At 40.1% G+C, this 22585-nt stretch carries 22 protein-coding genes; 18 read left to right on the top strand and 4 right to left on the bottom strand.

Going from position 1 to position 22585, the window contains the following annotated elements:
* Positions 1–6: 6 nt before the first annotated feature.
* Together BFP71_RS11755 and BFP71_RS11750 are read left to right on the top strand one after the other, a co-directional pair.
* Complete coding sequence (locus tag BFP71_RS11755; RefSeq protein ID WP_069835658.1) at positions 7–594, top strand: pyridoxamine 5'-phosphate oxidase family protein; 588 nt, start codon at positions 7–9, stop codon at positions 592–594.
* Complete coding sequence (locus BFP71_RS11750) at positions 591–836, top strand: hypothetical protein (protein ID WP_069835657.1); 246 nt, start codon at positions 591–593, stop codon at positions 834–836. Before BFP71_RS11755 ends, BFP71_RS11750 begins: the two co-directional genes overlap by 4 nt.
* On the opposite strand, the gene BFP71_RS11745 is transcribed toward BFP71_RS11750, so the two are convergent.
* Positions 833–1579, bottom strand: a complete 747-nt coding sequence (locus BFP71_RS11745; RefSeq protein WP_069837059.1) for a DUF6503 family protein — start codon at positions 1577–1579, stop codon at positions 833–835. The two genes, BFP71_RS11750 and BFP71_RS11745, sit on opposite strands and share 4 nt — an antisense overlap.
* Before the next feature lie 178 nt (positions 1580–1757).
* Complete coding sequence (locus tag BFP71_RS11740; RefSeq protein WP_069835656.1) at positions 1758–4739, bottom strand: S9 family peptidase; 2982 nt, start codon at positions 4737–4739, stop codon at positions 1758–1760.
* Positions 4740–4844: 105 nt separating this feature from the next.
* Here BFP71_RS11740 and BFP71_RS11735 point away from each other — a divergent pair, with 105 nt between their 5' ends.
* The 3 genes from BFP71_RS11735 (at position 4845) to BFP71_RS11725 (ending at position 9624) form a co-directional block, all read left to right on the top strand.
* Positions 4845–7340, top strand: coding sequence for a zinc-dependent metalloprotease (locus tag BFP71_RS11735; protein WP_069835655.1), 2496 nt, complete (start codon positions 4845–4847; stop codon positions 7338–7340).
* A 96-nt stretch (positions 7341–7436) separates the two neighbouring features.
* Positions 7437–7955 (top strand): paraquat-inducible protein A, encoded by a 519-nt coding sequence (locus BFP71_RS11730; protein WP_069835654.1) that lies wholly within the window; start codon positions 7437–7439, stop codon positions 7953–7955.
* A 127-nt stretch (positions 7956–8082) separates the two neighbouring features.
* Positions 8083–9624: an FMN-binding glutamate synthase family protein gene (locus tag BFP71_RS11725; RefSeq protein WP_069835653.1), complete on the top strand. Its 1542-nt coding sequence runs from the start codon at positions 8083–8085 to the stop codon at positions 9622–9624.
* Positions 9625–9643: 19 nt separating this feature from the next.
* On the opposite strand, the gene BFP71_RS11720 is transcribed toward BFP71_RS11725, so the two are convergent.
* Positions 9644–10126 carry a hypothetical protein gene (locus BFP71_RS11720; RefSeq protein WP_069835652.1) on the bottom strand — a complete coding sequence of 161 codons (483 nt, stop codon included), beginning with the start codon at positions 10124–10126 and terminating at the stop codon, positions 9644–9646.
* Positions 10127–10140: 14 nt separating this feature from the next.
* Between BFP71_RS11720 and BFP71_RS11715 the strand changes: the two genes are divergently transcribed.
* The 4 genes from BFP71_RS11715 to BFP71_RS11700 all read left to right on the top strand — a co-directional run bounded on the left by BFP71_RS11715 (position 10141) and on the right by BFP71_RS11700 (position 12505).
* Positions 10141–11223: a serine hydrolase domain-containing protein gene (locus tag BFP71_RS11715; RefSeq protein ID WP_069835651.1), complete on the top strand. Its 1083-nt coding sequence runs from the start codon at positions 10141–10143 to the stop codon at positions 11221–11223.
* A 182-nt stretch (positions 11224–11405) separates the two neighbouring features.
* A complete protein-coding gene (locus BFP71_RS11710) occupies positions 11406–11606 on the top strand; it encodes a YgaP family membrane protein (protein ID WP_069835650.1) in 201 nt (66 codons plus the stop codon).
* A 110-nt stretch (positions 11607–11716) separates the two neighbouring features.
* On the top strand, positions 11717–12160 hold the full coding sequence (locus tag BFP71_RS11705; protein WP_069835649.1) for an energy transducer TonB: 444 nt from the start codon (positions 11717–11719) through the stop codon (positions 12158–12160).
* Between the two features lie 48 nt (positions 12161–12208).
* Positions 12209–12505 carry a hypothetical protein gene (locus BFP71_RS11700; protein WP_069835648.1) on the top strand — a complete coding sequence of 99 codons (297 nt, stop codon included), beginning with the start codon at positions 12209–12211 and terminating at the stop codon, positions 12503–12505.
* Positions 12506–12514: 9 nt separating this feature from the next.
* On the opposite strand, the gene BFP71_RS11695 is transcribed toward BFP71_RS11700, so the two are convergent.
* Complete coding sequence (locus tag BFP71_RS11695) at positions 12515–14194, bottom strand: AMP-binding protein (RefSeq protein ID WP_069835647.1); 1680 nt, start codon at positions 14192–14194, stop codon at positions 12515–12517.
* Positions 14195–14362: 168 nt separating this feature from the next.
* Between BFP71_RS11695 and BFP71_RS11690 the strand changes: the two genes are divergently transcribed.
* The 9 genes from BFP71_RS11690 to BFP71_RS11650 all read left to right on the top strand — a co-directional run bounded on the left by BFP71_RS11690 (position 14363) and on the right by BFP71_RS11650 (position 22507).
* The gene (locus BFP71_RS11690; protein WP_069835646.1) at positions 14363–15523 is read left to right on the top strand and encodes a DUF4221 family protein; all 1161 of its coding nucleotides are present in this window, start codon (positions 14363–14365) and stop codon (positions 15521–15523) included.
* A gap of 334 nt (positions 15524–15857) precedes the next feature.
* Positions 15858–16322 (top strand): Lrp/AsnC ligand binding domain-containing protein, encoded by a 465-nt coding sequence (locus BFP71_RS11685; protein ID WP_069835645.1) that lies wholly within the window; start codon positions 15858–15860, stop codon positions 16320–16322.
* Between the two features lie 121 nt (positions 16323–16443).
* Entirely contained in the window at positions 16444–17889 is a 1446-nt protein-coding gene (gene sufB, locus BFP71_RS11680; protein ID WP_069835644.1) for a Fe-S cluster assembly protein SufB, read from the top strand.
* Between the two features lie 61 nt (positions 17890–17950).
* Positions 17951–18709, top strand: a complete 759-nt coding sequence (sufC, locus tag BFP71_RS11675) for a Fe-S cluster assembly ATPase SufC (protein WP_069835643.1) — start codon at positions 17951–17953, stop codon at positions 18707–18709.
* Positions 18710–18712: 3 nt separating this feature from the next.
* Positions 18713–20038 carry a Fe-S cluster assembly protein SufD gene (gene sufD, locus BFP71_RS11670; protein ID WP_069835642.1) on the top strand — a complete coding sequence of 442 codons (1326 nt, stop codon included), beginning with the start codon at positions 18713–18715 and terminating at the stop codon, positions 20036–20038.
* 2 nt (positions 20039–20040) lie between these two features.
* Positions 20041–21282 (top strand): aminotransferase class V-fold PLP-dependent enzyme, encoded by a 1242-nt coding sequence (locus BFP71_RS11665; protein WP_069835641.1) that lies wholly within the window; start codon positions 20041–20043, stop codon positions 21280–21282.
* Between the two features lie 2 nt (positions 21283–21284).
* Positions 21285–21728: a SufE family protein gene (locus BFP71_RS11660; protein WP_069835640.1), complete on the top strand. Its 444-nt coding sequence runs from the start codon at positions 21285–21287 to the stop codon at positions 21726–21728.
* A 13-nt stretch (positions 21729–21741) separates the two neighbouring features.
* A complete protein-coding gene (locus BFP71_RS11655) occupies positions 21742–22062 on the top strand; it encodes an SUF system Fe-S cluster assembly protein (RefSeq protein ID WP_069835639.1) in 321 nt (106 codons plus the stop codon).
* 28 nt (positions 22063–22090) lie between these two features.
* Positions 22091–22507 carry a BrxA/BrxB family bacilliredoxin gene (locus tag BFP71_RS11650; protein ID WP_069835638.1) on the top strand — a complete coding sequence of 139 codons (417 nt, stop codon included), beginning with the start codon at positions 22091–22093 and terminating at the stop codon, positions 22505–22507.
* The last annotated feature ends 78 nt before the right edge of the window (positions 22508–22585 follow it).

Below are 22585 nucleotides of genomic sequence, written 5' to 3'. Positions count from 1 at the left end.
AAAATCATGGCACAAAATTTTACAAATTTCGCATTCACAGATAGCGTGAAGGCAGAGCAAGAAGCCCGGGGTTCCCGTGCATCCTATGCAAGAATGGAGGAACGAGATAAGTTCAAGCTATCTTTTAGGGAAACGGGATTCATTAACAAGCAACACGGTTTTTACCTGTCTACCGTAGGAGAAAATGGTTGGCCATATGTTCAATTCCGAGGTGGGCCTGAAGGCTTTCTGAAAGTGATTGATGCACAAGCACTGGCATACGCCGATTTTGGTGGAAACATGCAGTATATAAGTACTGGTAATTTTCATTCTACCAAAAAGGCAGCGCTCATCTTAATGGATTACGCTACCCGAACCAGGCTTAAAATCTGGGCAGAAACAGAAGTTTTAGATCCAGCTGAGAATCCGGATTTATTAGAATTAGTCACGGACAAGGGTTATAAAGCCAATGTTGAGCGTATAGTGGTTTTTCACATCAAAGGTTTTGACTGGAATTGCCCACAGCATATTACTCCTAAGTTCACTATCGATCAAATGAAAAAGCTTGTCAAACAACATCCAGAATTGTTAGAGGAATTAGCCCCAGACCAATGATTATCATAAAACACCCAAAAGACCTTAGTCAGGCATCTGAATGGAAAGAGCGACTTGAAAAAATGACTGTGCCACATTTAGTTTTGGAATCATCTAAGCCAGTTGCCGAATTGGTCGAGAATAATCGGAATGGAGTAATCGGTATTGAAGCGATTAATACCTTTTTGAACCAATATGAGAAGGATTTAAAAGGTTGGAATCAAGACAGGTGCGACAAGTGGTTTTTTGACGAATCAGACTAACGGATTTTTGTCACTTTTATATCCTCCAAATCAATTCTAGAAAGCTCCTTTAATTTACCTTGATTATACAACTCGTCATAAGTAGCTATTGACTTGGATTTAAAATCGCCTCCAGCATAATTCACATAATCGGCAAATCGAATTCCATTGATGACACGTTGGTTATAGGCCGCTCGAAATCTATTACCCCCTTTGTCATAGGCTAAATAATCCATAAAACCAGTCGCCTTATTAAACCAATAGTAGAAGACATTATCTGGACTATCTCCCGATCCAGCTCCTTCAAAAGTAACCTTGATTTTATGGTAATCTTCACCTTTGATCTCAACCTCACCGACATAGGTTTTGATCACCGCTTTATCATTGAGTTTGTAAGGCAACATGGCAAAGTATGACACCGCGTTAACATCTTCGAAAGCTCTGCTCAGTTGACGTTTTGTTTTACCTGAATCATCGCCATTAATAAAGCGTTTAAAAACACCATTATCTAAGACATCTCTTATCTCATCTCCGTCTTCTTTAAAAGTTCGGTCATATACATAGCCTTCATCATCTTGGTTGACCGTATGAAGCTTTCCCCGAAAATTAAAACTGACTTTTGACTGTTGAAAGTGCACTCCCCCATGAACCTCTATTGCCTTGTCGACTACCTGTTGAGCTTTCGCATCGCTAGTTTGGGCAATCGCAGAATTGAAGATGAAAAGTATGATTATGGCATAAAAAAGCTTCGAAGTAATTCTCATTTGTCTGGGTTTGCTCCCAGCAACGTTTCTACCTTGGTTTAGATTCACGGCACCATGATCTTAGCACGCTAAAAGTCTTTTAGGTGACATACTGAATATTAGCGCTCGTTTTTTGAACATACCAAAAAAAAGCCAGCCTTATTACTAAGGCTGGCTTTCGAATATTTATAAAAAGGAATTACTTATTCTGTCCTCCTTTTTCAAGTTTTAGGCTTTCGCCTTCAGTAACTTTTTCCTTAGACTCATCGACTAGATCATATCTCAAGGTTCTACCTTTCAATTTAGCAGGCAGTCCATAAGCCATCCATTCTGGCATTGGCTCTCCTTTTAAATAGTGATCGAAGAACTGCGTCATTCTAATGGATAAATCCTTTCTGTTTTTACGCTGTCTAAGGTTATGTGCCTCATCATTGTAAGATACCATCCAAGCTGGCTTTTGAAGCCTTCTCAATGACATGTAAAACTCTATCCCTTGGTACCATGGCACCGCACCATCGGCATCGTTATGCATGATAAATAATGGCGTTTCAATGTCTGGCACCTTGAACAGTGGTGAGTTTTCTATGTATAGATCTTGTCTATCCCAAAGTGTAGCTCCTAATCTGGTCTGTGTCTTTTCATATTGGAACATTCGGCTCATACCGCTGCCCCATCTCACTCCACCATAGGCTGATGTCATATTCACCACTGGTGCACCGGCACCGGCAGCTTTATACATATTAGTTCTAGTAACCATGTATGCCACTTGGTAGCCGCCCCAACTCTGACCTTGAATAGCCATATTATCCTCATCTACAAAGCCTTTGGCCATCACCGCTTTAGTAGCTGGTACTACGTGATTCATAGCACTTCTACCCGGGTAGCCTACTTCGTATTTAATGTCTGGCACTAAAACCAGGTAGTCGTTACTAACATAATATGGAATGTTAATCGTACTTGCACTTGGTGCTGGGCTTGGGTGACTGTGTAGTGAATTTGATCTTCTTTCATAGAAATACACAAGCATAGGATATTTCTTATTCGGGTCAAAGTTTTCAGGCTTGTACAGAATAGCCTGCATAGTCTCTCCGTCATAAGTATTATCAAACTCAATAAGCTCAGCAGAACCCCAAGTGTATGGCTCTTCTTGAGCACCTACGTTTGTCAGTTTTTTCAAACCACTCATATCCAGACCATTGGCGGCGTAAAGCTCACCATATTCTTCGTATGTAGACTTTCTTACAAGAACACGATCGGCATTTTTAGCCTTAGTTAAGCCGTAGATGCTCATATCTTCCATTACGACTAATTCTGGATTAGCCGAACTCCCCATGTTTACGGTCATATAACCCGAGGCTTTGGTCCACTCGTTGAATGCAGAAATGGTCACTTTTTTATCCGTTGGGATAGTTCTCTCCTCACGATCCAAACGCTGATAACGCATGGTAATCTTATTTGCTCTACCATAGCCATTAGTTACATTCACTGGACTGCCCTTTGGCGTAAATCTCCAGATATCGTACCGATCGTATAAGAAGAACTCTTCATCGTTTTCAGACCATCCTGGTCCTCCATAGCTCCCTGCCAACGAAGGTGAATCGTGTAGCTCGTTCGAGAAAGAAACAGGCATTCCGGCTGTTAAATTTCTAGTCTCGCCTGAGGCTAACGTCATCATATACCAATGTCCATCTTCGATGTTATGCCATGTTAGGTAATTACCTCCCGGCGACAATGAAGGAAAACCCTTCGCTCCTTTTATAATCAATTCCGCTTCGCCCGTTACCGTGCTGACTTTATAAAAATCTCTCGGCATTTGCGTATCCCAAGTCAATTGAGTTCTGTATGGCTGATCGTTCATCGCTAAGACAAAATCTCGATCATTTCTTCTGTCAATAGTCACAGATTCCAAATCAGGGCCAGCTAACTGAACGACTTTTCCTGTTTCGGCATTAAAAACTGCATCAAAAGTTCTATTCTTTTCTCTACCAGCCTGTAGCTTTTGCATTGGTTGGATGTATGGATCGTTATAAGACCAAATATCAACTTGCGGTCTATCTTCTTTCAATAACGTCGTATCCGATTCATAAGCGTACTTAAATGGTCTTGGCGCCGTACCGAAGTACACACGTTTACCTGATTCTGAGAATGTAATTCTGCTGTTATCGCTTACCATCCAATTCTCTGGGATGCCTGCAGTGGTTGTGTCAGCAATGATTGCTGCCTCCGCCTGTCCTGCACTCCAGTGCATTAGGCTGAAATATTTGTCATCGTCTTTTTTCGTATTTGCACTAGCAAAAAACGCCAGCTGATCACCAGAATCATCAGCGGTCATCTTCTTGTAATCAGTCATTCCTTCACTGATTGTCGAGATTGCTCCATTCGCTGTATTGAAAGCATAAATCCCAGCAGGATTCAACGAATCCACTTCATCGTACTCGAAAAACAAGCTATTTCCTTCTTGTGATAAGCGGTATTCCATTACGCCAGAAAACCTTTTTTGCTCACCAGTCTTCATGTTGTGAAGCACTAGTTCAGTTCCCTTGGATTTGGCGCGAGGATCTTTTGGCTCTTCTGGCTCCTTTTTCTCAGGCTTGGCCTCTTCCTCCTCTTTGTTTTTCTTCTTATTTCGTTTCTTTTTCTTTCTACCTTTTACCTCAGGTTCTTCCTCTTTTGGTTCTTCTTTAAGCTCCTTTTTTGGCTTTTTCTTTGGCTTTAAAGGCTTCTCGTGCAACCAAGCAATCCATTCTTCAGACTCGCTCGGTAACTGAAAGTTTTTAACGCGAGCAATTTTATTCATTTCGCCCGAATTCAGATTAATGACATACAAAGAGTCCTTTGGCATTTTAGAAGCAGCGGTTTTCTTCAGCTTCATGGCCCTCACATCGTCATAGGCTGGTTTTACCACGGCCGCCACGAATTTTCCATCCGAAGAAAAGCTGTATCTAGACACACGATCAACTGTAATCTTCTTATTCGAATTTAGGTTGGTCAGCTCCAATACTGCATCTCCCACTTGTGGATTGATTCGGTAACCAGCCCAAACGCCATCGCTGCTCAGACTTACGGATGTTAAACTTTTCCAATCATCATAAACATCATGAGTTAATGGCTTTTTCTGCGCAAAGGCCATCGCAACTAGACACATAGAACCTAGCAGCAAAAACGATCTTCTTAAAAACATAAATTTGATTTTTGATTTATTGACCTTACAAATATAATTGAGTGGCTGTCTTAGCAAAGAGTTCTTATATTGATGGCTTCAGAGAAATGAAAATTTAATAAAAGTATGCTCAGAAAAACGCTTACCATCACGGTGCTTTGCTTAGTAGTTTCAACTGCTTTCGCCCAAAAAAGCATCTCAAGTATGACCAAAGACATGGTCAAAAAAGAGGGCTATTTTGACTATTACTGGGATGAAAAAACTGGTAAAGTATGGCTTGAAATAGAGGATTTAAACAAAGAGTTTCTATATGTAAATTCTTTATCGGCAGGTATAGGCTCGAATGATATTGGTCTGGACAGGGGTCAATTGGGGAGCACTCGAATTGTTGAATTCAGAAGAGTAGGCCCAAAAGTTATGCTTGTTCAACCTAATTATTCCTACAGAGCTGTCTCTGACAATCCTGATGAAATTAGAGCGGTAAAAGAAGCGTTTGCCGAATCGGTGCTTCAAGGTTTTAAAGTAGGCGCAGAAAGCAATGGAAAGATTCTCATTGACATTACTTCAATGCTACTAAGCGATGCCCACGGCGTGGCGGGTAGGTTAAGGGGACAAGGAAGTTACCGAGTGGATGGCAATAGATCAGCGATCTACCCACCAATGCTCAAAAACTTCCCGAAAAACTCTGAATTCGAAGCTACAATCACTTTTACAGGAAATGCAACAGGCGGTTTTATCAGAAGTGTAACCCCTACTTCAAGCGCAGTAACGGTACGCATGCATCATTCTTTCATTGAATTGCCAGATGCTAATTACGAACCACGTAAGGCGGACCCAAGGTCTGGTTATGGCACTATCCGTTTTATGGATTATGCCACACCTATCCAAGAAAACATTGTCAAACAATTCAGCAGAAGGCACCGACTAGAAAAGAAAAGGCCTAATGCCAAAATGAGTGACCCCGTAGAGCCGATCCGATATTATGTAGATAGAGGAGCTCCCGAACCCATTAAATCTGCATTAATCGAAGGTGCACGATGGTGGAATCAGGCATTCGAGGCTGCAGGGTATAGAAACGCCTTTATAGTTGAGGAAATGCCTGAAGGCGCAGACCCACTTGATGTCCGCTATAACGTAATCCAGTGGGTTCACCGATCGACACGTGGTTGGTCTTATGGTTCGTCAGTGACCGACCCTAGAACAGGGGAAATAATAAAAGGACATGTAAGTTTGGGCTCGCTTCGCGTGAGACAAGACTTTTTGATTGCTCAAGGCTTATTGACTCCATATGAAAATGGAACTACGCCTGACCCCAAGTTATTAAAAATGGCTTTGGCCAGATTACGACAGCTTTCTGCCCACGAAGTAGGACATACCATAGGCCTAATGCATAATTATGCTTCGAGTGTTAATGACAGAGCCTCGGTAATGGACTACCCTCACCCCTTAATCGAATTAAAAGGCGGAGAAATTTCGTTGGATAATGCTTACGATGTAGGCATTGGTGATTGGGACAAGGCCGCCGTGACTTGGGGTTATCAAGACTTCCCTGATAAAGTAGATGAGGACAAAGCTTTAGACGAATTGATCAACGATCAGATTGAACGAAAACTCTACTTTATTACTGATGCTGATTCCAGACCAATCGGTAGTAGCCATCCTGAAGCACATCTTTGGGATAATGGAAAAAGCCCGGTTAGTGAACTTAACCGATTAATGGAAGTAAGGGCAAAAGTGCTCGATAATTTCTCGGAAAAGAATATTCCAATGGGAGCACCAATGGCCAAATTAGAGGAAGTCTTGGTACCGATGTACATGATACACAGATATCAACTTGAAGGGGCCGTAAAAGTACTCGGCGGTACATATTATAACTATAAAATGCGTGGTGATGCTCAGCCTGAGCAAAAGGTGGTTCCGCGAGCAGAACAGGAAGGTGCTTTAGATGCCCTATTGAATGTGATTACACCTAATAACTTGGCTTTCCCTGATCATATTATTGCCATGATTCCTCCACGACCTCCTGGAAATGGTAGATCAAGAGAAACGTTCAAGGCCAGAACTGGACTCAATTTTGACCCAGTCGCTCCGGGAGAAACAATTGCCAGCGCCGTAATGAGCTTTATCTTTAATCCACAAAGGGCAACTCGTTTGGTACAGCAAAAAGCGATGGATTCTAATCAAATGGGACTAATCGATGTAATCGATAAGATACAGAAGGCGATCAATAATATGAGTACCGAAAATGGCTATCATGCAGAGTTGAAAAGAGCCGTTGAAAAGCAGCTGATGCACGGGCTTATGAACCTATACAATAGCAATAGCGCTTCTGGACAGGCAAGAGCCGAAGCTGCTCAAGGATTACGCTTGATGGTGGCGAACCTTTCTGGGATGAAAAACTTTGATGTAACAGAAGCCCTCAAAAGAGTGGCTGAAGCGATGTCACCTGGGGTTACAACCAACGGCCCAGAAGAGGCGCATAAGTTTTACATTTCGAATATGATCGTTCGGTTTTTCAATAACCCTGGTGATTTGAAAATCCAAAATGCACTATCTCCACCTGATGGCTCACCAATTGGCACCGACCTTCAAGATTGGTGTTCGTTCGGGACATACCGATAAAACCTATTTAAAAAAGACCGCCATGTGTGGTCTTTTTTTATTTTCACGTTACATTTTAGTCACTCGCTGCGTCATGAACGTATTGAATAGCAATTTATGAATACTAGAAACATCATTGCCTTTATCCTTATTGTTGGATCACTCATCTGCCTATATCCAGGGTTGACTGAACCGATGCTTAGCATTAGAGTAGCGGCTAAAATCCCTTTAATTGGAGATTTCGAGTTATTTGAAAGAACCCAAAGTGTGATAGAGGTAATTCGCGACTTATTCAAGAATAAGAACAACCTAGTGGCGACGCTGATTCTGCTATTTTCGGTAATCATTCCTATTCTAAAGGCCGTTTTACTATTAGTCGTATTAGCGGCAAAAAAATGGCGTTATAGAACCCATACGCATAAGTTTATCGCAGCGATCGGCAAATGGTCTATGGCAGATGTTTTTGTCGTCGGGGTATTACTTGCCTATTTGGCCACCTCTTCAGAAGAGAGCATTTCAGCTGAAATTTTCGAAGGTTTTTACTATTTCACGGCTTATTGTATCGTCTCCATTCTTGGCATTCAAATTATGGATCTAAGAGATATAAAAAGGTCCATCAGCCGTTACAATAGCTAGGCCTCATTGTATACCAACGATTCCTATGCAACCATTTAGTCATACCGCTGGTATTAGATATTGAATACTCTAGAATGATTTGTATTTTTCTGGAGTAGTTCACTAAAGTCCCTAATTGATTAATCCTATGGAAACCCTTACATCTATACCCTGGTGGGGCTGGATCATCGCCGTATTAGTTTTGATCGCATTGCGCGATATTCTACAGAAAAAGAAAACAATCAGGCACAACTACCCTATTGTTGGCAACCTTCGGTATATGTTGGAAAAAATTGGGCCCGAATTACGCCAGTATATTGTTGCCAATAATCGTGAAGAACTTCCCTTTAACAGAAGTCAACGTTCTTGGATTTACGCATCTTCTAAGCGTCAAAATAATTATCAAGGTTTCGGTACCGATCAAGATCAATATGCACCTGGACATATATTTATAAAACCTAATATGATTCCATTTGCTTTAGGTGAAAATCATATTAATAAGACGGCCGTAGACAAAATTCCTTGTGCCAAAGTGATCGGTGCTTTTAACAATAGAAAAAGACCTTATCGCCCGAAGTCTATCGTGAATATCTCGGCAATGAGTTACGGTTCTCTTTCTGCTAAGGCCGTTGAATCATTGAATAAAGGGGCAAGTCAGGCCGAATGCTATCATAATACTGGAGAGGGATCGCTATCGAAACACCATAAACATGGAGCAGACATAATGTTTCACTTTGGAACCGCCTATTTCGGTGTGCGGTCAGAAGACGGAAAATTCTCTTTGGATAAAATGGTTGCTTTGGTCAATGAAAATCCCCAAATCAGAACCATTGAGTTGAAATTATCACAAGGAGCTAAACCAGGAAAAGGTGGCGTATTACCTGCTTCAAAGATCACTCCTGAAATAGCTGAAATACGTGGCATCCCATTAAATGAAGATGTGATTTCGCCTGCTTATCACAGTGCATTTTCAACAATCCCTGAACTGATCGACTTTATAGAAAGCATTGCAGAAGCTACAGGATTACCTGTTGGTATAAAATCAGCGGTCGGTAAACTCGACATGTGGGAAGAATTGACCGACCAAATGATTAAAACGGGGAAAGGCCCCGATTTCGTTACAATCGACGGAGGAGAAGGCGGAACAGGAGCAGCACCGCCTGCCTTTGCCAATCACGTTTCTTTACCTTTTGTTTTTGGATTCGCCCAAGTGTATCAAATTTTCTCTAAAAAGGGACTTACAGAAAGAGTAGTATTCATCGGTTCGGGTAAACTTGGTTTCCCTTCCAATGCTTTAATGGCATTTGCCATGGGGGTAGATTTGATTCAGATCGCCCGAGAGGCAATGATGGCGATAGGCTGTATTCAAGCTCAAGTTTGCCATACAAATAAATGCCCAGCTGGTATTGCCACGCAAAATAAGTGGCTACAAGCTGGTATTGACCCTACCCTAAAATCGAATAGATTTTACAATTACATCAAAACATTAAGAAAGGAAATACTTGAGATTACCCATGCTAGCGGATATGAACACCCATGTCAAATGACCATGAAAGATGTTGATTTGAGTATGGGAGATAATAACTATACCAATGCTTTAGAAGAGGTTTATAATTATCAGAAAGTTCCGGTGCCGTTTGCAGGAATGGATACAATTTGTGAAGAAAAAGAAACTGCTGAGATGGTCTAGAAAACTAGACCTGTCGATACTAGCCGCCAATAAACGAGTTAGCCGAAGTAAATTCAATCAGCAATCGATCCTCTGATGCTTCTGTAATGATAAAACTGAGGAGAATATGTTCGCTATCATCCAGAATAGATATTTCTTTCGATACTTGATCATAAGTCCAAAAACCAGCTTCAGTGTAGTGTGCATCGTTACTGGCTAATACCAAATAGTCGACTTCACCTTTTGGCTTAAAGTTAAATAGCTGTCTAAAGCGGCTTGGTGCGAAAGTTTGAGAGTCGCACGGTCTGTAAGTTCCACTACCTTCCTCATAAGCGTGTGTCCAACACCCCTCAATGTTCGATTCCTCAAGCGATAACAGGGTTACATCTTCGTTTTCACATGAAGACATTAACGCAAGAATGAACAAAAATAGCATACCAAAAGGCTTTTTCATGACTTCAGACTTAGGTTCAATTTCTTTGACAGCAAAAATTACAAAATGGTTGTAAATTGACTTTGTCATTAAAATTGTTTGCCATGAAAAGGTTTCTGCTTGTCATACTGATAAGTCTTCCAATCTCCTTATTGGGTCAATCCAAAACGGAAATTGCTGATGAAAAACTCAAAGCATTCGTTGAGCGAACTCAAGTCCCTGGGCTTAGTATTTCTATCTCGCAAAAAGGAGAATTAGTCTATTCCAAAGGCTTTGGCGTTTCTGACCTAGAAAAGAAAACACTTGTTGATCCATCTAAAACCAAATTTAGGATAGGCAGTGTTTCCAAAACACTGACCGCGGCTGCCTTAGCTAGACTATACGATGACGGTAAAATAGACCTTGATGCTCCCATTCAGAAATACGTACCTATTTGGCCTAAAAAAGAGCCAAAAGTTACGCTAAGACTCCTTGCTGGTCATTTGGGAGGCATAAGACATTACAAAGGAAATGAATTTAATAGCCGCAGAAATTACCCGACGGTGAGTGATGGTCTTGTGATTTTCATCAACGATCCGCTCATCAACGAACCGGGCACTAAATATGCGTATTCATCTTATGGATGGAACTTAATCTCTGCTGCGATGGAAAACGCCGCAGCTCCTCAAGGCGGCTTTCTTACGGCCAAAAGCTTCCTTAATGTGATGCAAACGGAAGTTTTTGATGTCTTAAAAATGGAAAATACAGTTCCTGATCATGCCAATCGGACTATTGAGCATCGCACAAAATTCTATCAGTTTAGAAATGGAGAAGTGGTGGAAGCACCTTATGTAGATAATAGCTATAAATGGGCTGGCGGAGGTTTTGTTGGAACTACGGAAGACCTTTGTAAGTTCGGCCAAGCTCACATGAGTGGTGGTTATTTAAATGAATCTACGCTAGAAGAGTGGCAGGAGTCACAAAAAACTGCATCTGGGCAACTGACAAATTATGGTATTGGTTGGAGAACCTTTAAAAGATCGAGCGGTAAGACTTTTTATGGACATAGTGGTGGATCTGTCGGTGGAATAACTTTTTTCCTCATCCATAAGCCATCGCAAACCGTGTTAGCCATTACTGGAAATATGGACCCCTTAAATTATGCCAACCTACAATTTGAACTGATGGAACTATTCACCAATCAGTAGGTTAATGCCATTTCCTGATAAAAACATTCTCCTTGTGTGACTTTTGTCACATAATTAATCCAAAGTAATGGGGTAATTAGTTTTATGAAAAGCAAAGTCACAAAACTATTGCTAGTATGTCTGATATGTGCAGGCATCATTTTCGGGATTTCACTTTTAATCGAGAACATAAATTAATTGCTATGAAAAAGAATATGGGATCTGTTGATCGAATTGTAAGATTGGTAGTTGTCGCTGTCTTGGTTGCCTTGTATGCCACGGGTACCGTTTCAGGTTTGTGGGGTACGGTGGCGCTTGTTGCAGCTGGTATCTTTACGGTAACTAGCCTGATAAGCTTCTGCCCTATTTACGCCATCTTCGGCATGAAAACGTGTAAGGTCTAGGCTCTACGTCATTAATAATCAGGGTGTTTTAACAGACGCCCTTTTTTATTCGCATAATAACTAATATATTAGTTTCATATTTAAAAAAATAGTTAACCAATCAACTCTAAATGAAAAAGCTAAGCTTATTACTCGTTATTGTACTTTTCGCTTCATGTGGCGAAGAAGATCTTTATATAAAGCCCGACGGCAGTGATATTCAAGCCGCGGGAATAGTCTCCGATGATAAATCTAGCAGTGACCAAGTTTTCTTGATGACGGAAGAAAGTCCAGAATTTCCTGGCGGAATGTCCAACTACAACAAATTCCTAAGGGAGAACCTTAAATACCCTGAAGAAGCCAAGAATTTGGGCATAGAAGGTAATGTCTACATCTCCTTTATTGTACAGGAAACTGGAGAACTATCAGACTTTGAGGTAGTAAGGAGTGTCGGCGGCGGCTGTGACGAAGAGGCACTAAGGGTATTAATGGATAGTCCGAATTGGACGCCTGGAAAACAAGGAGGAAAAACCGTAAAAACCAGAATGCAAATAAGAACTGTTTTCAGGTTATAAAATCAGTGAAATAGAATCTACTTTCATTAGCATCGAAGAAGATTGTTTATGCTAAAAGCGATGAAAGACTTGAACTTTAAAGGTCAGTCAATATATCTAGCAAGCCTTTTTTTAGGGCTTGCTTTTTTATTATCGTTATCGGCGAGTTTAAACGGTTCTAGTAATAAGCCCAGTTATAAAGAAACACCATTTCAGGATCAAACGGCTTTACTTCCTGCTATTCCCGAAATTAAAGGAGACTTTTTAATTGAAGATTACGTTTTGGACTCCACTTTTGTCTGTGGAAATCAATCTTTTGAAATCAAGATTTACAGCCTCCACTTAGTCACATTATTACTTCGCTAAAGTCAGGAGCTATTTGGACTTTGCAGCCTCCATTTCTTTCAATTCCCTTCTCAGAATTTTTCCTACGTTGGATTTAGGCAATTCTAATACAAATTCTATATGCTTTGGCTTCTTATAGCCCGTTAATTCCTCTTCGCAAAACGCCTTTAGCTCCTTTTCGGTAAGTGACTCATCACTTTTTACCACAAAAGCTTTCACGCATTCTGTCGATCTTTTATCGGGCACACCTATCACGGCCACTTCCAATACTTTGGCGTGATCGGCTATTACATTCTCTACTTCATTTGGGAAAACATTGAATCCAGATACGTTAATCATATCTTTCTTTCGGTCAACGATTTTGAAGAAACCGTCAGGCTCCATCATCCCGATATCTCCTGTTCTAAACCAGCCCCCTTCAAAAAAGACGCCTTCATTATCCTTGTTCCAATAACCACTCATTACTTGCGGGCCTTTGATACAAATCTCCCCTACTTCTCCTTGCGGTAAATGGTTCCCGTTATCATCGCAAATGGATAAGGTCGTAGAAGGGATCGGCATGCCGATCGTTCCCATACGGTGCGATCCGTCTAGCGGATTACAGGAAGCAACAGGTGAGGTTTCCGAAAGACCGTAACCCTCCACCAACGGCGAGTTTGTCTTTTCTTCCCATTTCTTAGCCACAAAGTCTTGAACAGCCATACCACCACCAATCGCTCCTTTTAAATGACTCCAATCTACCTCATCGAAGTTTGGCTGGTTCAACAATCCATTAAATAGCGTATTTACCCCAGTAAACAGGGTGAATTTGTGTTTTTTCAACTCTTTAATAAAGCCCGGCATATCGCGTGGATTAGTAATCAATACATTTTTAGCGCCGATATGCATCATAAACGTACCATTCACATTAAGCGCGAAGATATGATAGAGTGGAATGGCCGTAATCATTAATTCAGTTTGCCCTTCCTTTAAAAGTGGGGTAAACCAGTGCGAAATGATCATGGTATGAGAAACTACATTGCCATGCGAAAGCGTAGCACCTTTCGATACTCCAGTAGTACCTCCCGTGTATTGTAAAAATGCCGTATCTGATGAACTTACACTTGGTTTAGTATATTTCATTCGTGCACCTGCTTTTAAAACTGCATTGAACTTTTTGGCATTTGGTAACGAATAAGCAGGCACCATTTTCTTAACTCGTTTCACCACAAAATTCACGAGCTTCCCTTTCATCCCGCCTAATAGATCGCCTAGCTCGGTAACAATCACATGCTCAATTTTTGTCTTTGCCAGTACCTCTTGAAGACTATGAGCAAAATTGGCAATGATCACGATGGCCTTTACGCCAGCATCATTGAACTGATGTTCCATTTCACGCGGAGTATATAATGGATTTGTGTTAACCACGATACATCCAGCCTTTATGGCGCCGATCAAGGCAATTGGATATTGTAAGCAATTGGGCATCTGAATTGCTATTCTATCCCCTTTCTCCACGCCTACCTCATTTTGCAGATAAGCGGCAAAAAACTCTGATTGAAGATTTATTTCTTGGTAGGTCAAAATCTTCCCCATATTCTCGAACGCCTCCCGACTACCAAAGCTTTTAAAAGCTTGGTTGAAGAGTTCTAACAAATTTTCGGGTTGATCAGAAGAGATTTCTGATGGAATACCTTTCGGGTAGTTTTCGATCCAAGGGGTAGTACTCATGAAGTTAAATTTGGCTAACACCAAATATAAAAGAACCTAGAGATAATCAGGAGATCTGCTATGCTATTTCAGTCTAACTGCCTCTCTTATTGATTAGAAATTCAAAAATCCATCCTAACGGTAAAAAGTGTAAATGATTAAACCGATATTCAACTAACTAAACACACTATGCGCAATTCTTTACTTCTACTATTTCTTTTAGTCTTATCCTGCCAAACTCAGCCTGAAAATAAAATTGAAGAACCTGGTCAACTGTCTTTGGCTTTTACCAAAACAATTGAATTGCCTTTAGACAAAATGAGTGTCCAAAGAAGCCCACAGTTTCAATACTTCCGATATCTAGAGGAAAACTTTTTGGCCCACTATAACCAACCTGATAACTCCATAAAAATACTTTCCCTTGACCAGAAGGCTTTGACCCAAACCATTAGATTAAACACCTACGGACCTGATGCCTTGATTGATATGGACGGATCGCCAAAGAACTTCAAAATTATTAGTCCAGACTCGATTTTCATCTACTCTATTGTTCAAGAAAAAATCTTTTTAATCAATTCAAAAGCGAAAATTCGTAATTATTGGGAGGCACCTATCGAGTCACTTGGACCTGAGTACCCTGTGGCCGTCTTTACTACGCTTTGCTCACTAGTCATTCGTGAAAACAAAATTTTATTCACTAGTCGTATTTCATGGTTTCCCAACGGCCCTTCACCTTTGTTAGTACTGCCTTTAGACAAGAACAAAAAGACTGAAAGAATCCCAAAAGAGCTTAAGCTTTATGATGAGCACGATGTTTCCTTACTCGGAGACGCCAACTCTTTTCGAGCGTCAAATACAGTTACTCAAGATGGAACTCTACTAATCAGCTACCCTCTTGACCATAGAATAATGACCGTTGATCAAGACTTAAACATCAATTACATCGAATTAAAAAACCCAAAAGTAGGCATACTAAAAGGTTTCGGTAAGAAGATTAATGCAGAAATCTATGCCTCAAATGAATTTCATGAATACAATTTCATAACATCTAAATATCATGCTATTATATCCGACCCTTATAACCAACTCATCTACAGAATAGCTAAACTACCTTACTCAATTAATGAATTCAGAAATGTACAAAACGGTGCCAAATATGAAGGCCTCGACTTCTCAATAATGATATACGATGATCAATTCAATTACATCGGTGAAAAGACCTTCGAAAAGTCTAAGATCTATGATATGACCTCAATTCTAGTTACTCCAAATGGTTTGATGATAAGAAAAACATCCGAAGATGAGGATACTCTGGTCTTTGATATTTTCCAACCTAAAGAACTTAAATAACTCTTAAAAAAAACGAGAACTCCAACATGTGAAGTTCTCGGAAAAAATGATTGCGCTAGCTGTAGGAGAAGGATTCGAACCTTCACAGAGAGATTAGTCTTAACGGTAGTTTAGATTTATTTCTATTTCTCCACCCTCGGGAAAGGAGGGCATGGCTGCCTGTTTCATCACCCTACATTATTTTCATACTTGATTGTTTCTCGTTTGAAACTGTTTCAAATGTAATAGATCTAACGCTTTCTTTAAAATATCGATAATCGATTGAGTATATATTTAGAGATTAATTAATATATACCTACTTTTATTATGATATCAATATTTGACACGCCAAATTATGCCCGATAATTACGAAATCGATAACGTAGATCTCAAAATCCTTTCTCTGCTTCAGCACAACGCGAAAAAACCTTATACAGAAGTAGCCAAAAAAGCCTTTGTCTCTAGTGGTACTGTTCATGTAAGGATGAATAAGCTTGAAAAAATGGGCGTTGTTAAAGGTGCTTCACTTGACCTAAACCTTAATGCGCTAGGCTATACGGTTGGCTCCTTTCTGGGCGTCTTTCTATCCAAAAGCTCACTTTATGACCAGGTAGCCGCCCAGCTTGCGAAAATCCCAGAGATCACCTCAATTCATTATACCACAGGAAACTATAGTATGTTCGTAAGAATTTACGCCAAAAGTACCGATCACTTAAAGGATATTTTACATGATAAGATTCAAAAAGTAGATGGGATTGAACGCACAGAAACCTTCGTTATTCTAGAGGAAACAATGAACCGAAGTATCAGCCTACACTAGTAATCAAAAGCAACTTTTAGGCGATTAGCTCTATACCAGAATAATAAAAAAGAAAGCTGAAACCTTTAGTTAAGGTTTTAGGTTGTACCTTTGTATTTGAAATCATTCTAAATAAGAATTAATGAGTACCGACGACCAGATTTTAGAGGAATTCACAAATAAAGAATACGAATTTGGCTGGACTGTAGACCTTGAAGCAGATGAAGCGCCCAAAGGTTTAAGTGAAGACATTGTCCGGTTTATTTCAGCGAAAAAAGAAGAGCCAGAATGGTTACTTAATTGGCGTTTAGATGCTTATAGAGCTTGGCTAAAAATGGAAGAACCTGAATGGCCAAACGTCAAATACCCAAAAGTTGACTACCAAGATTTAATTTATTATTCAGCACCTAAAAAAGGTGCCTCTCCTAAATCTTTAGATGAGGTAGATCCTGAGTTACTGGCAACTTTCGAGAAACTCGGTATTTCTCTAACAGAGCAAAAAAGACTTACAGGCGTAGCTGTAGATGCTGTAATTGACTCCGTTTCTGTTGCAACTACCTTTAAAGATACACTGGGCAAATTGGGAATTATCTTCTGCTCATTTTCAGAAGCCGTTAAAGAACACTCAGAATTAGTCAAAAAACATATGGGTAGCGTAGTTCCTGTTACAGACAATTACTTTGCCGCCCTAAATTCAGCTGTTTTCTCAGATGGTTCATTTGCTTACATCCCTAAAGGTGTAAGATGCCCTATGGAGCTTTCCACTTACTTTAGAATCAACGCTGCCAACACTGGCCAATTCGAAAGAACACTGATTGTAGCCGAAGAAGGTTCTTATGTAAGCTATTTAGAAGGTTGTACAGCACCGATGCGTGATGAAAATCAATTGCATGCCGCAGTTGTAGAAATCAAAACAGCAAAAGACGCAGAAGTAAAGTACTCTACCGTACAAAACTGGTACCCAGGTGATAAAGACGGAAACGGAGGGATTTACAACTTTGTAACGAAGAGAGGCATTTGTGAGGGAGATAATTCAAAAATCTCATGGACCCAAGTAGAGACAGGTTCGGCAGTTACTTGGAAATACCCTTCATGTATCTTGAAAGGTGACAATTCTCAAGGTGAATTCTACTCCGTGGCAGTAACTAACAACCACCAACAGGCTGATACAGGTACTAAAATGATTCACATTGGTAAAAACACCAAATCTAGAATCGTATCGAAAGGAATATCAGCTGGATATTCTCAAAACAGCTATCGCGGACAGGTAAAAGTGATGAAACGTGCTGAAAATGCTCGAAACTTCTCACAATGTGATTCCTTGTTGATGGGTAATAAGTGTGGTGCACATACTTTCCCATATATAGATATTGAAAACCAGTCGGCACATGTAGAACATGAAGCCACTACTTCGAAAATCGGTGAAGATCAAATCTTTTACTGTCAACAAAGAGGTATTGACGAAGAATCAGCTGTAGCACTCATCGTAAATGGGTATGCAAAAGAGGTGTTGAATCAATTACCAATGGAATTCGCCGTTGAGGCCCAAAAGCTATTGGCTTTAACCCTAGAAGGATCGGTAGGTTAGTACTAAAAGGTTACTACCGCCCTAAAAGTCAAAATCAAAAAAATTAGAAATCACAATCGCTATGCTAAGCATAAATAATTTACAAGCAAGAATAGAAGAAAAGGAAATACTGAGAGGTATTAACCTTGAAGTTAAACCTGGAGAGGTTCACGCGATCATGGGACCAAACGGTTCCGGTAAAAGTACACTCGCATCTGTTTTGGCAGGTAGAGAAGATTACGAAGTTACCGGTGGAGCAGTAGATTTCTTAGGTAAAGATTTATTGGATATGGATGCCGACGAAAGAGCCAGAGAAGGTGTATTCTTGGCATTCCAGTACCCAGTAGAAATCCCCGGAGTATCGACAACCAACTTTATGAAGACCGCCATCAACCAGGTACGCGAGCACCACGGTGAAAAACCATTGGATGCTGTTTCTTTCTTGAAATTGATGAAGGAGAAAATGAAATTGGTTGAAATAGACCAATCACTTTTAAGCCGATCATTGAACGAAGGGTTCTCTGGTGGAGAAAAGAAACGAAACGAAATCTTTCAAATGGCTATGCTAGAGCCAAAATTGGCTATTCTTGACGAAACTGATTCTGGCTTAGATATCGATGCATTGAAAATTGTAGCTAACGGCGTCAATGTGCTGAAATCTCAAGACAATGCCACCATTGTAGTGACTCACTACCAAAGGTTACTGGATTACATTGTACCTGATCATGTACATGTATTATATAACGGTCGTATTGTAAAATCTGGCGATAAGAGTTTAGCACTAGAACTTGAGGCTAAAGGATACGATTGGATTAAAGAAGAAGCTGACGCAACTGTTTAAGACATGGATAAATTAGCAGGCCAGTCAATCATTGACACCTTATTAGACCGTTTCGATGAGTTCGAAAAAGGTTTAAATGGTCAGAGTAAATCTTCCATTCATGGTGTAAGGAAAAATGCCTTTGATGTATTGAAGGACAAAGGATTCCCAGCGCCCAAGGACGAAGAGTACAAATTCACAAACTTTACCAAGGCAATTGAAAAGAATATCGATTTCAATACACCTGAAAATACCGACACTGTAAGTGCAACCGTTGTTTCAGGGGTGAAAATTGAAAATCTAGATGCTTATAATTGTGTATTTGTAAATGGTAAATACAGTGCTGAATTATCGGATCAGATCGATGAAAAAGGGCTAACTGTCACAACTTTTGCAACTGCTGCCAAAGAGAATACTGACACACTCTCAAGTTATTTCGGCAAACATGCCAACGCAGAAAAAGATGCCTTTGTCGCACTAAATACAGCATTTAGTCAAAATGGATTCTTTATTCAGGTCGACGATAATGTAATCATAGATAAGCCGATTGCTTTACATTTTATTGGAGATAGTAGTAAAAGTCAATCTATCTATAATGTAAGGAACATAGTTGCTGTCGGTAAGTCATCTCAGATCACTATTATCGAAAAGTTTGATACTATCGGTGAACACAAATCATTTACTAATGTGGTGAATGAGATATTCGTGGATAAAAATGCTAACACCAAGTATTTCAAAATAGAAAACGACACCACCGATGCCTACCACATGTCTAACATAGCGATAGCACAAGAAAGAGATAGTACGTTCACTGCCAATACGATCGCTTTAGATGGTGCTATGGTTCGAAACAACCTAGAAATCAAATTGAATGGTGAAGGTTGTGAGGCCTACATGAATGGGCTCTATCTACTTAATGGAAAAACCCATGTAGATAACCATACGGTAGTAGATCATATTGAGCCTAACTCTTATTCAAATGAACTCTATAAAGGCATCCTAAACGATAAGTCTAAAGGTGTTTTTAATGGTAAGATTTTCGTGAGACAAGAAGCTCAAAAAACGAATGCTTTTCAGTCAAATAAAAACATCCTGTTAACCAACGATGCAACAATTAACACTAAACCACAGCTTGAGATTTGGGCTGATGATGTGAAGTGTTCTCATGGTTGTACAACAGGTCAACTTGATAACGATGCCTTGTTTTATCTACAAGCGAGAGGGATCAAAAAAGAGCACGCAAGAGCCATATTACTCAATGCGTTTGCAAGTGACGTGATAGAGAATTTAGAGATTGAAGCACTTCAACGATATGTTGAAGATATAATTTCAAAAAGACTGGAGGTGTAACCTTGTCAAGTATAGTTAAGCATCAGACTTTAGATATTGAGAAAATTAGATCAGAGTTTCCGGTACTTCACCAAGAGGTGAACGGGAAGCCGCTGATCTATTTTGATAATGCAGCGACAAACCAGAAGCCTCAAAGGGTGATGGATGCCCTCTCCTATTACTATGCGCATGACAATGCAAATATTCATAGAGGAATTCACACCTTAGCCGAAAGGGCTACAGCAGCATTTGAAGAAACCCGTAAGGCTGTACAAAACTTTATTGGAGCCAACGAAGCTGAAGAAATCATTTTCACAAAAGGTACTTCTGAAAGCATCAACCTTGTGGCAAGCTCATGGGGAAGAAAGTTTTTAAATGCTGGTGATGAGGTTTTGATTTCAACAATGGAGCATCATTCTAACATCGTCCCATGGCAAATGATATGTGAAGAGCGCGGTGCTAGTTTGAAAGTCATGCCAATAAATCCAGAAGGTGAAATCTTACTGGAAGAAGCAGAGAAATTAATTACGGTTAAAACGAAAATGGTCGCTTTTAATCATGCTTCAAATACCTTGGGCACTGTTAACCCAGTGAAGAGGCTCACTAAAATTGCCCACAGCGTAGGCGCAAAAGTTTTAGTAGACGGAGCGCAATCAACATCGCATTTAAAAGTTGACGTCCGAGATTTGGACGTAGACTTCTTCGCTTTTTCAGCGCATAAAATGTACGGACCAACTGGTTTGGGTATTCTATACGGTAAACGCTCCGTTTTAGAGAAAATGCCTCCTTATCAAGGTGGTGGTGAAATGATTAAGGAAGTTTCGTTTGGTAAGACTACTTACAACGATATCCCCTATAAATTTGAAGCAGGTACACCTGATATAGCGAATGTAATTGCCCTAAAGAAAGCGATAGAATTTATCGATGAACTGGGCAAAGAAAACATAGCTGCTTACGAAAGTGAACTTTTGAGGTATGGCACCGAGAAGCTAAGTGCTATCGAAGGAGTTCGCATTGTCGGTACCGCTAAAGAAAAAGTGAGTGTAATATCTTTTGAAGTTGAAGGCATTCATCATTTCGATTTGGGCATGTGGCTAGATGCCAAAGGTATCGCTGTTAGAACAGGACATCATTGTACACAACCTTTAATGGATCATTTTTGCATTGAGGGAACTGCTAGAGCCTCATTCTCGGTTTACAACACCAAAGAAGAAATAGACGCTTTTATTGAAGCATTAAAAGTCATTATAAGCAAATTCAAATAACCATGAGTCAGTCAGTTAATGACATACAAGACGAAATAGCCGAGGAATTTTCTATGCTAGATGGCAACCTAGAAATGACCATCGAATATATCATGGAACTTGGAAATCAACTTCCTGACATGGAAGAATCTTTGAAAACTGATGACAACATCGTTAAGGGTTGTCAATCAAAGGTTTGGCTCAACGCGAAAGCTGATGGAGACAAGCTTGTTTTCGCCGCAGATAGCAACACGGCTATTACCAAAGGGTTGGTTAGTATTTTGGTTCGAATATTATCGAACCGAACGCCTCAAGAAGTTGTAGATGCTGACCTTTACTTTATTGATAAAATAGGCTTAAATCGATTCATCGGTACGCAACGTTCAAATGGTTTGGGTGCTATGATGAAACAAATGAAGATATACGGGCTAGCGTATTCGGCTAAAACTGAGCAACAGCGGAATTAAATATTAGTATCAGATGACAGACGGAATTAAAGAAAACCTGAGAGATGACGTTGTAGCGGCAATCAAAACCGTTTACGATCCGGAAATCCCTGTTGATATTTATGAGCTCGGTTTGATTTATGAGATTAATGTTTTTCCAGTAAATAACGTCTACGTTTTGATGACACTAACTTCGCCCTCCTGCCCTGCAGCAGAGATAATACCTGAAGAAACCAAACAGAGGATCAAAGAAATCGAAGGAGTGAATGATGTAGAGATTGAACTTACTTTCGACCCTCCTTATACCCAAGACATGATGTCTGAAGAGGCCAAGCTAGAATTGGGCTTTATGTAAATCAAAAGAAAAATTAAAAATTAAAAATATGTATCCAGAACATTTATTAGTCCCATTTAGACAAGAGTTGACTGAAGCTGGCTTTACTGAATTAAAGACGGCCGAGGCTGTAGAAGATCACTTGACTGATCATAAAGGCACCTCACTTGTTGTAATTAATTCCGTATGTGGTTGTGCCGCTGGTACTGCAAGGCCAGGTGTGAAAATGGCATTAAAGCTTTCAGATAAGCAACCTGACAACCTAACAACAGTCTTTGCTGGTGGTGACATTGAAGCAACATCAAAGGTTCGTGAATTCCACCTACCATTCCCTCCATCTTCACCTTCTGTCGCACTATTTAAAGATGGTGAGCTAGTTCATTTTGTTGAAAGACACCACATTGAAGGACGTTCAGCAGAGATTATTGGTAATCATCTAGCCGATGTTTTTGAAGAACATTGCTAGTATATATTGTAAACTATAACAAAGGCTACCTATTGAGGTAGCCTTTGTTATTTATGGCCTATGAACATTTAGCTTCTC

This window comes from Roseivirga misakiensis (assembly GCF_001747105.1).
Classification (GTDB): Bacteria; Bacteroidota; Bacteroidia; order Cytophagales; family Cyclobacteriaceae; genus Roseivirga; species Roseivirga misakiensis.
Note: the sequence above shows the minus strand (reverse complement) of the source record. Positions and strands in the feature narration are given on the sequence as shown.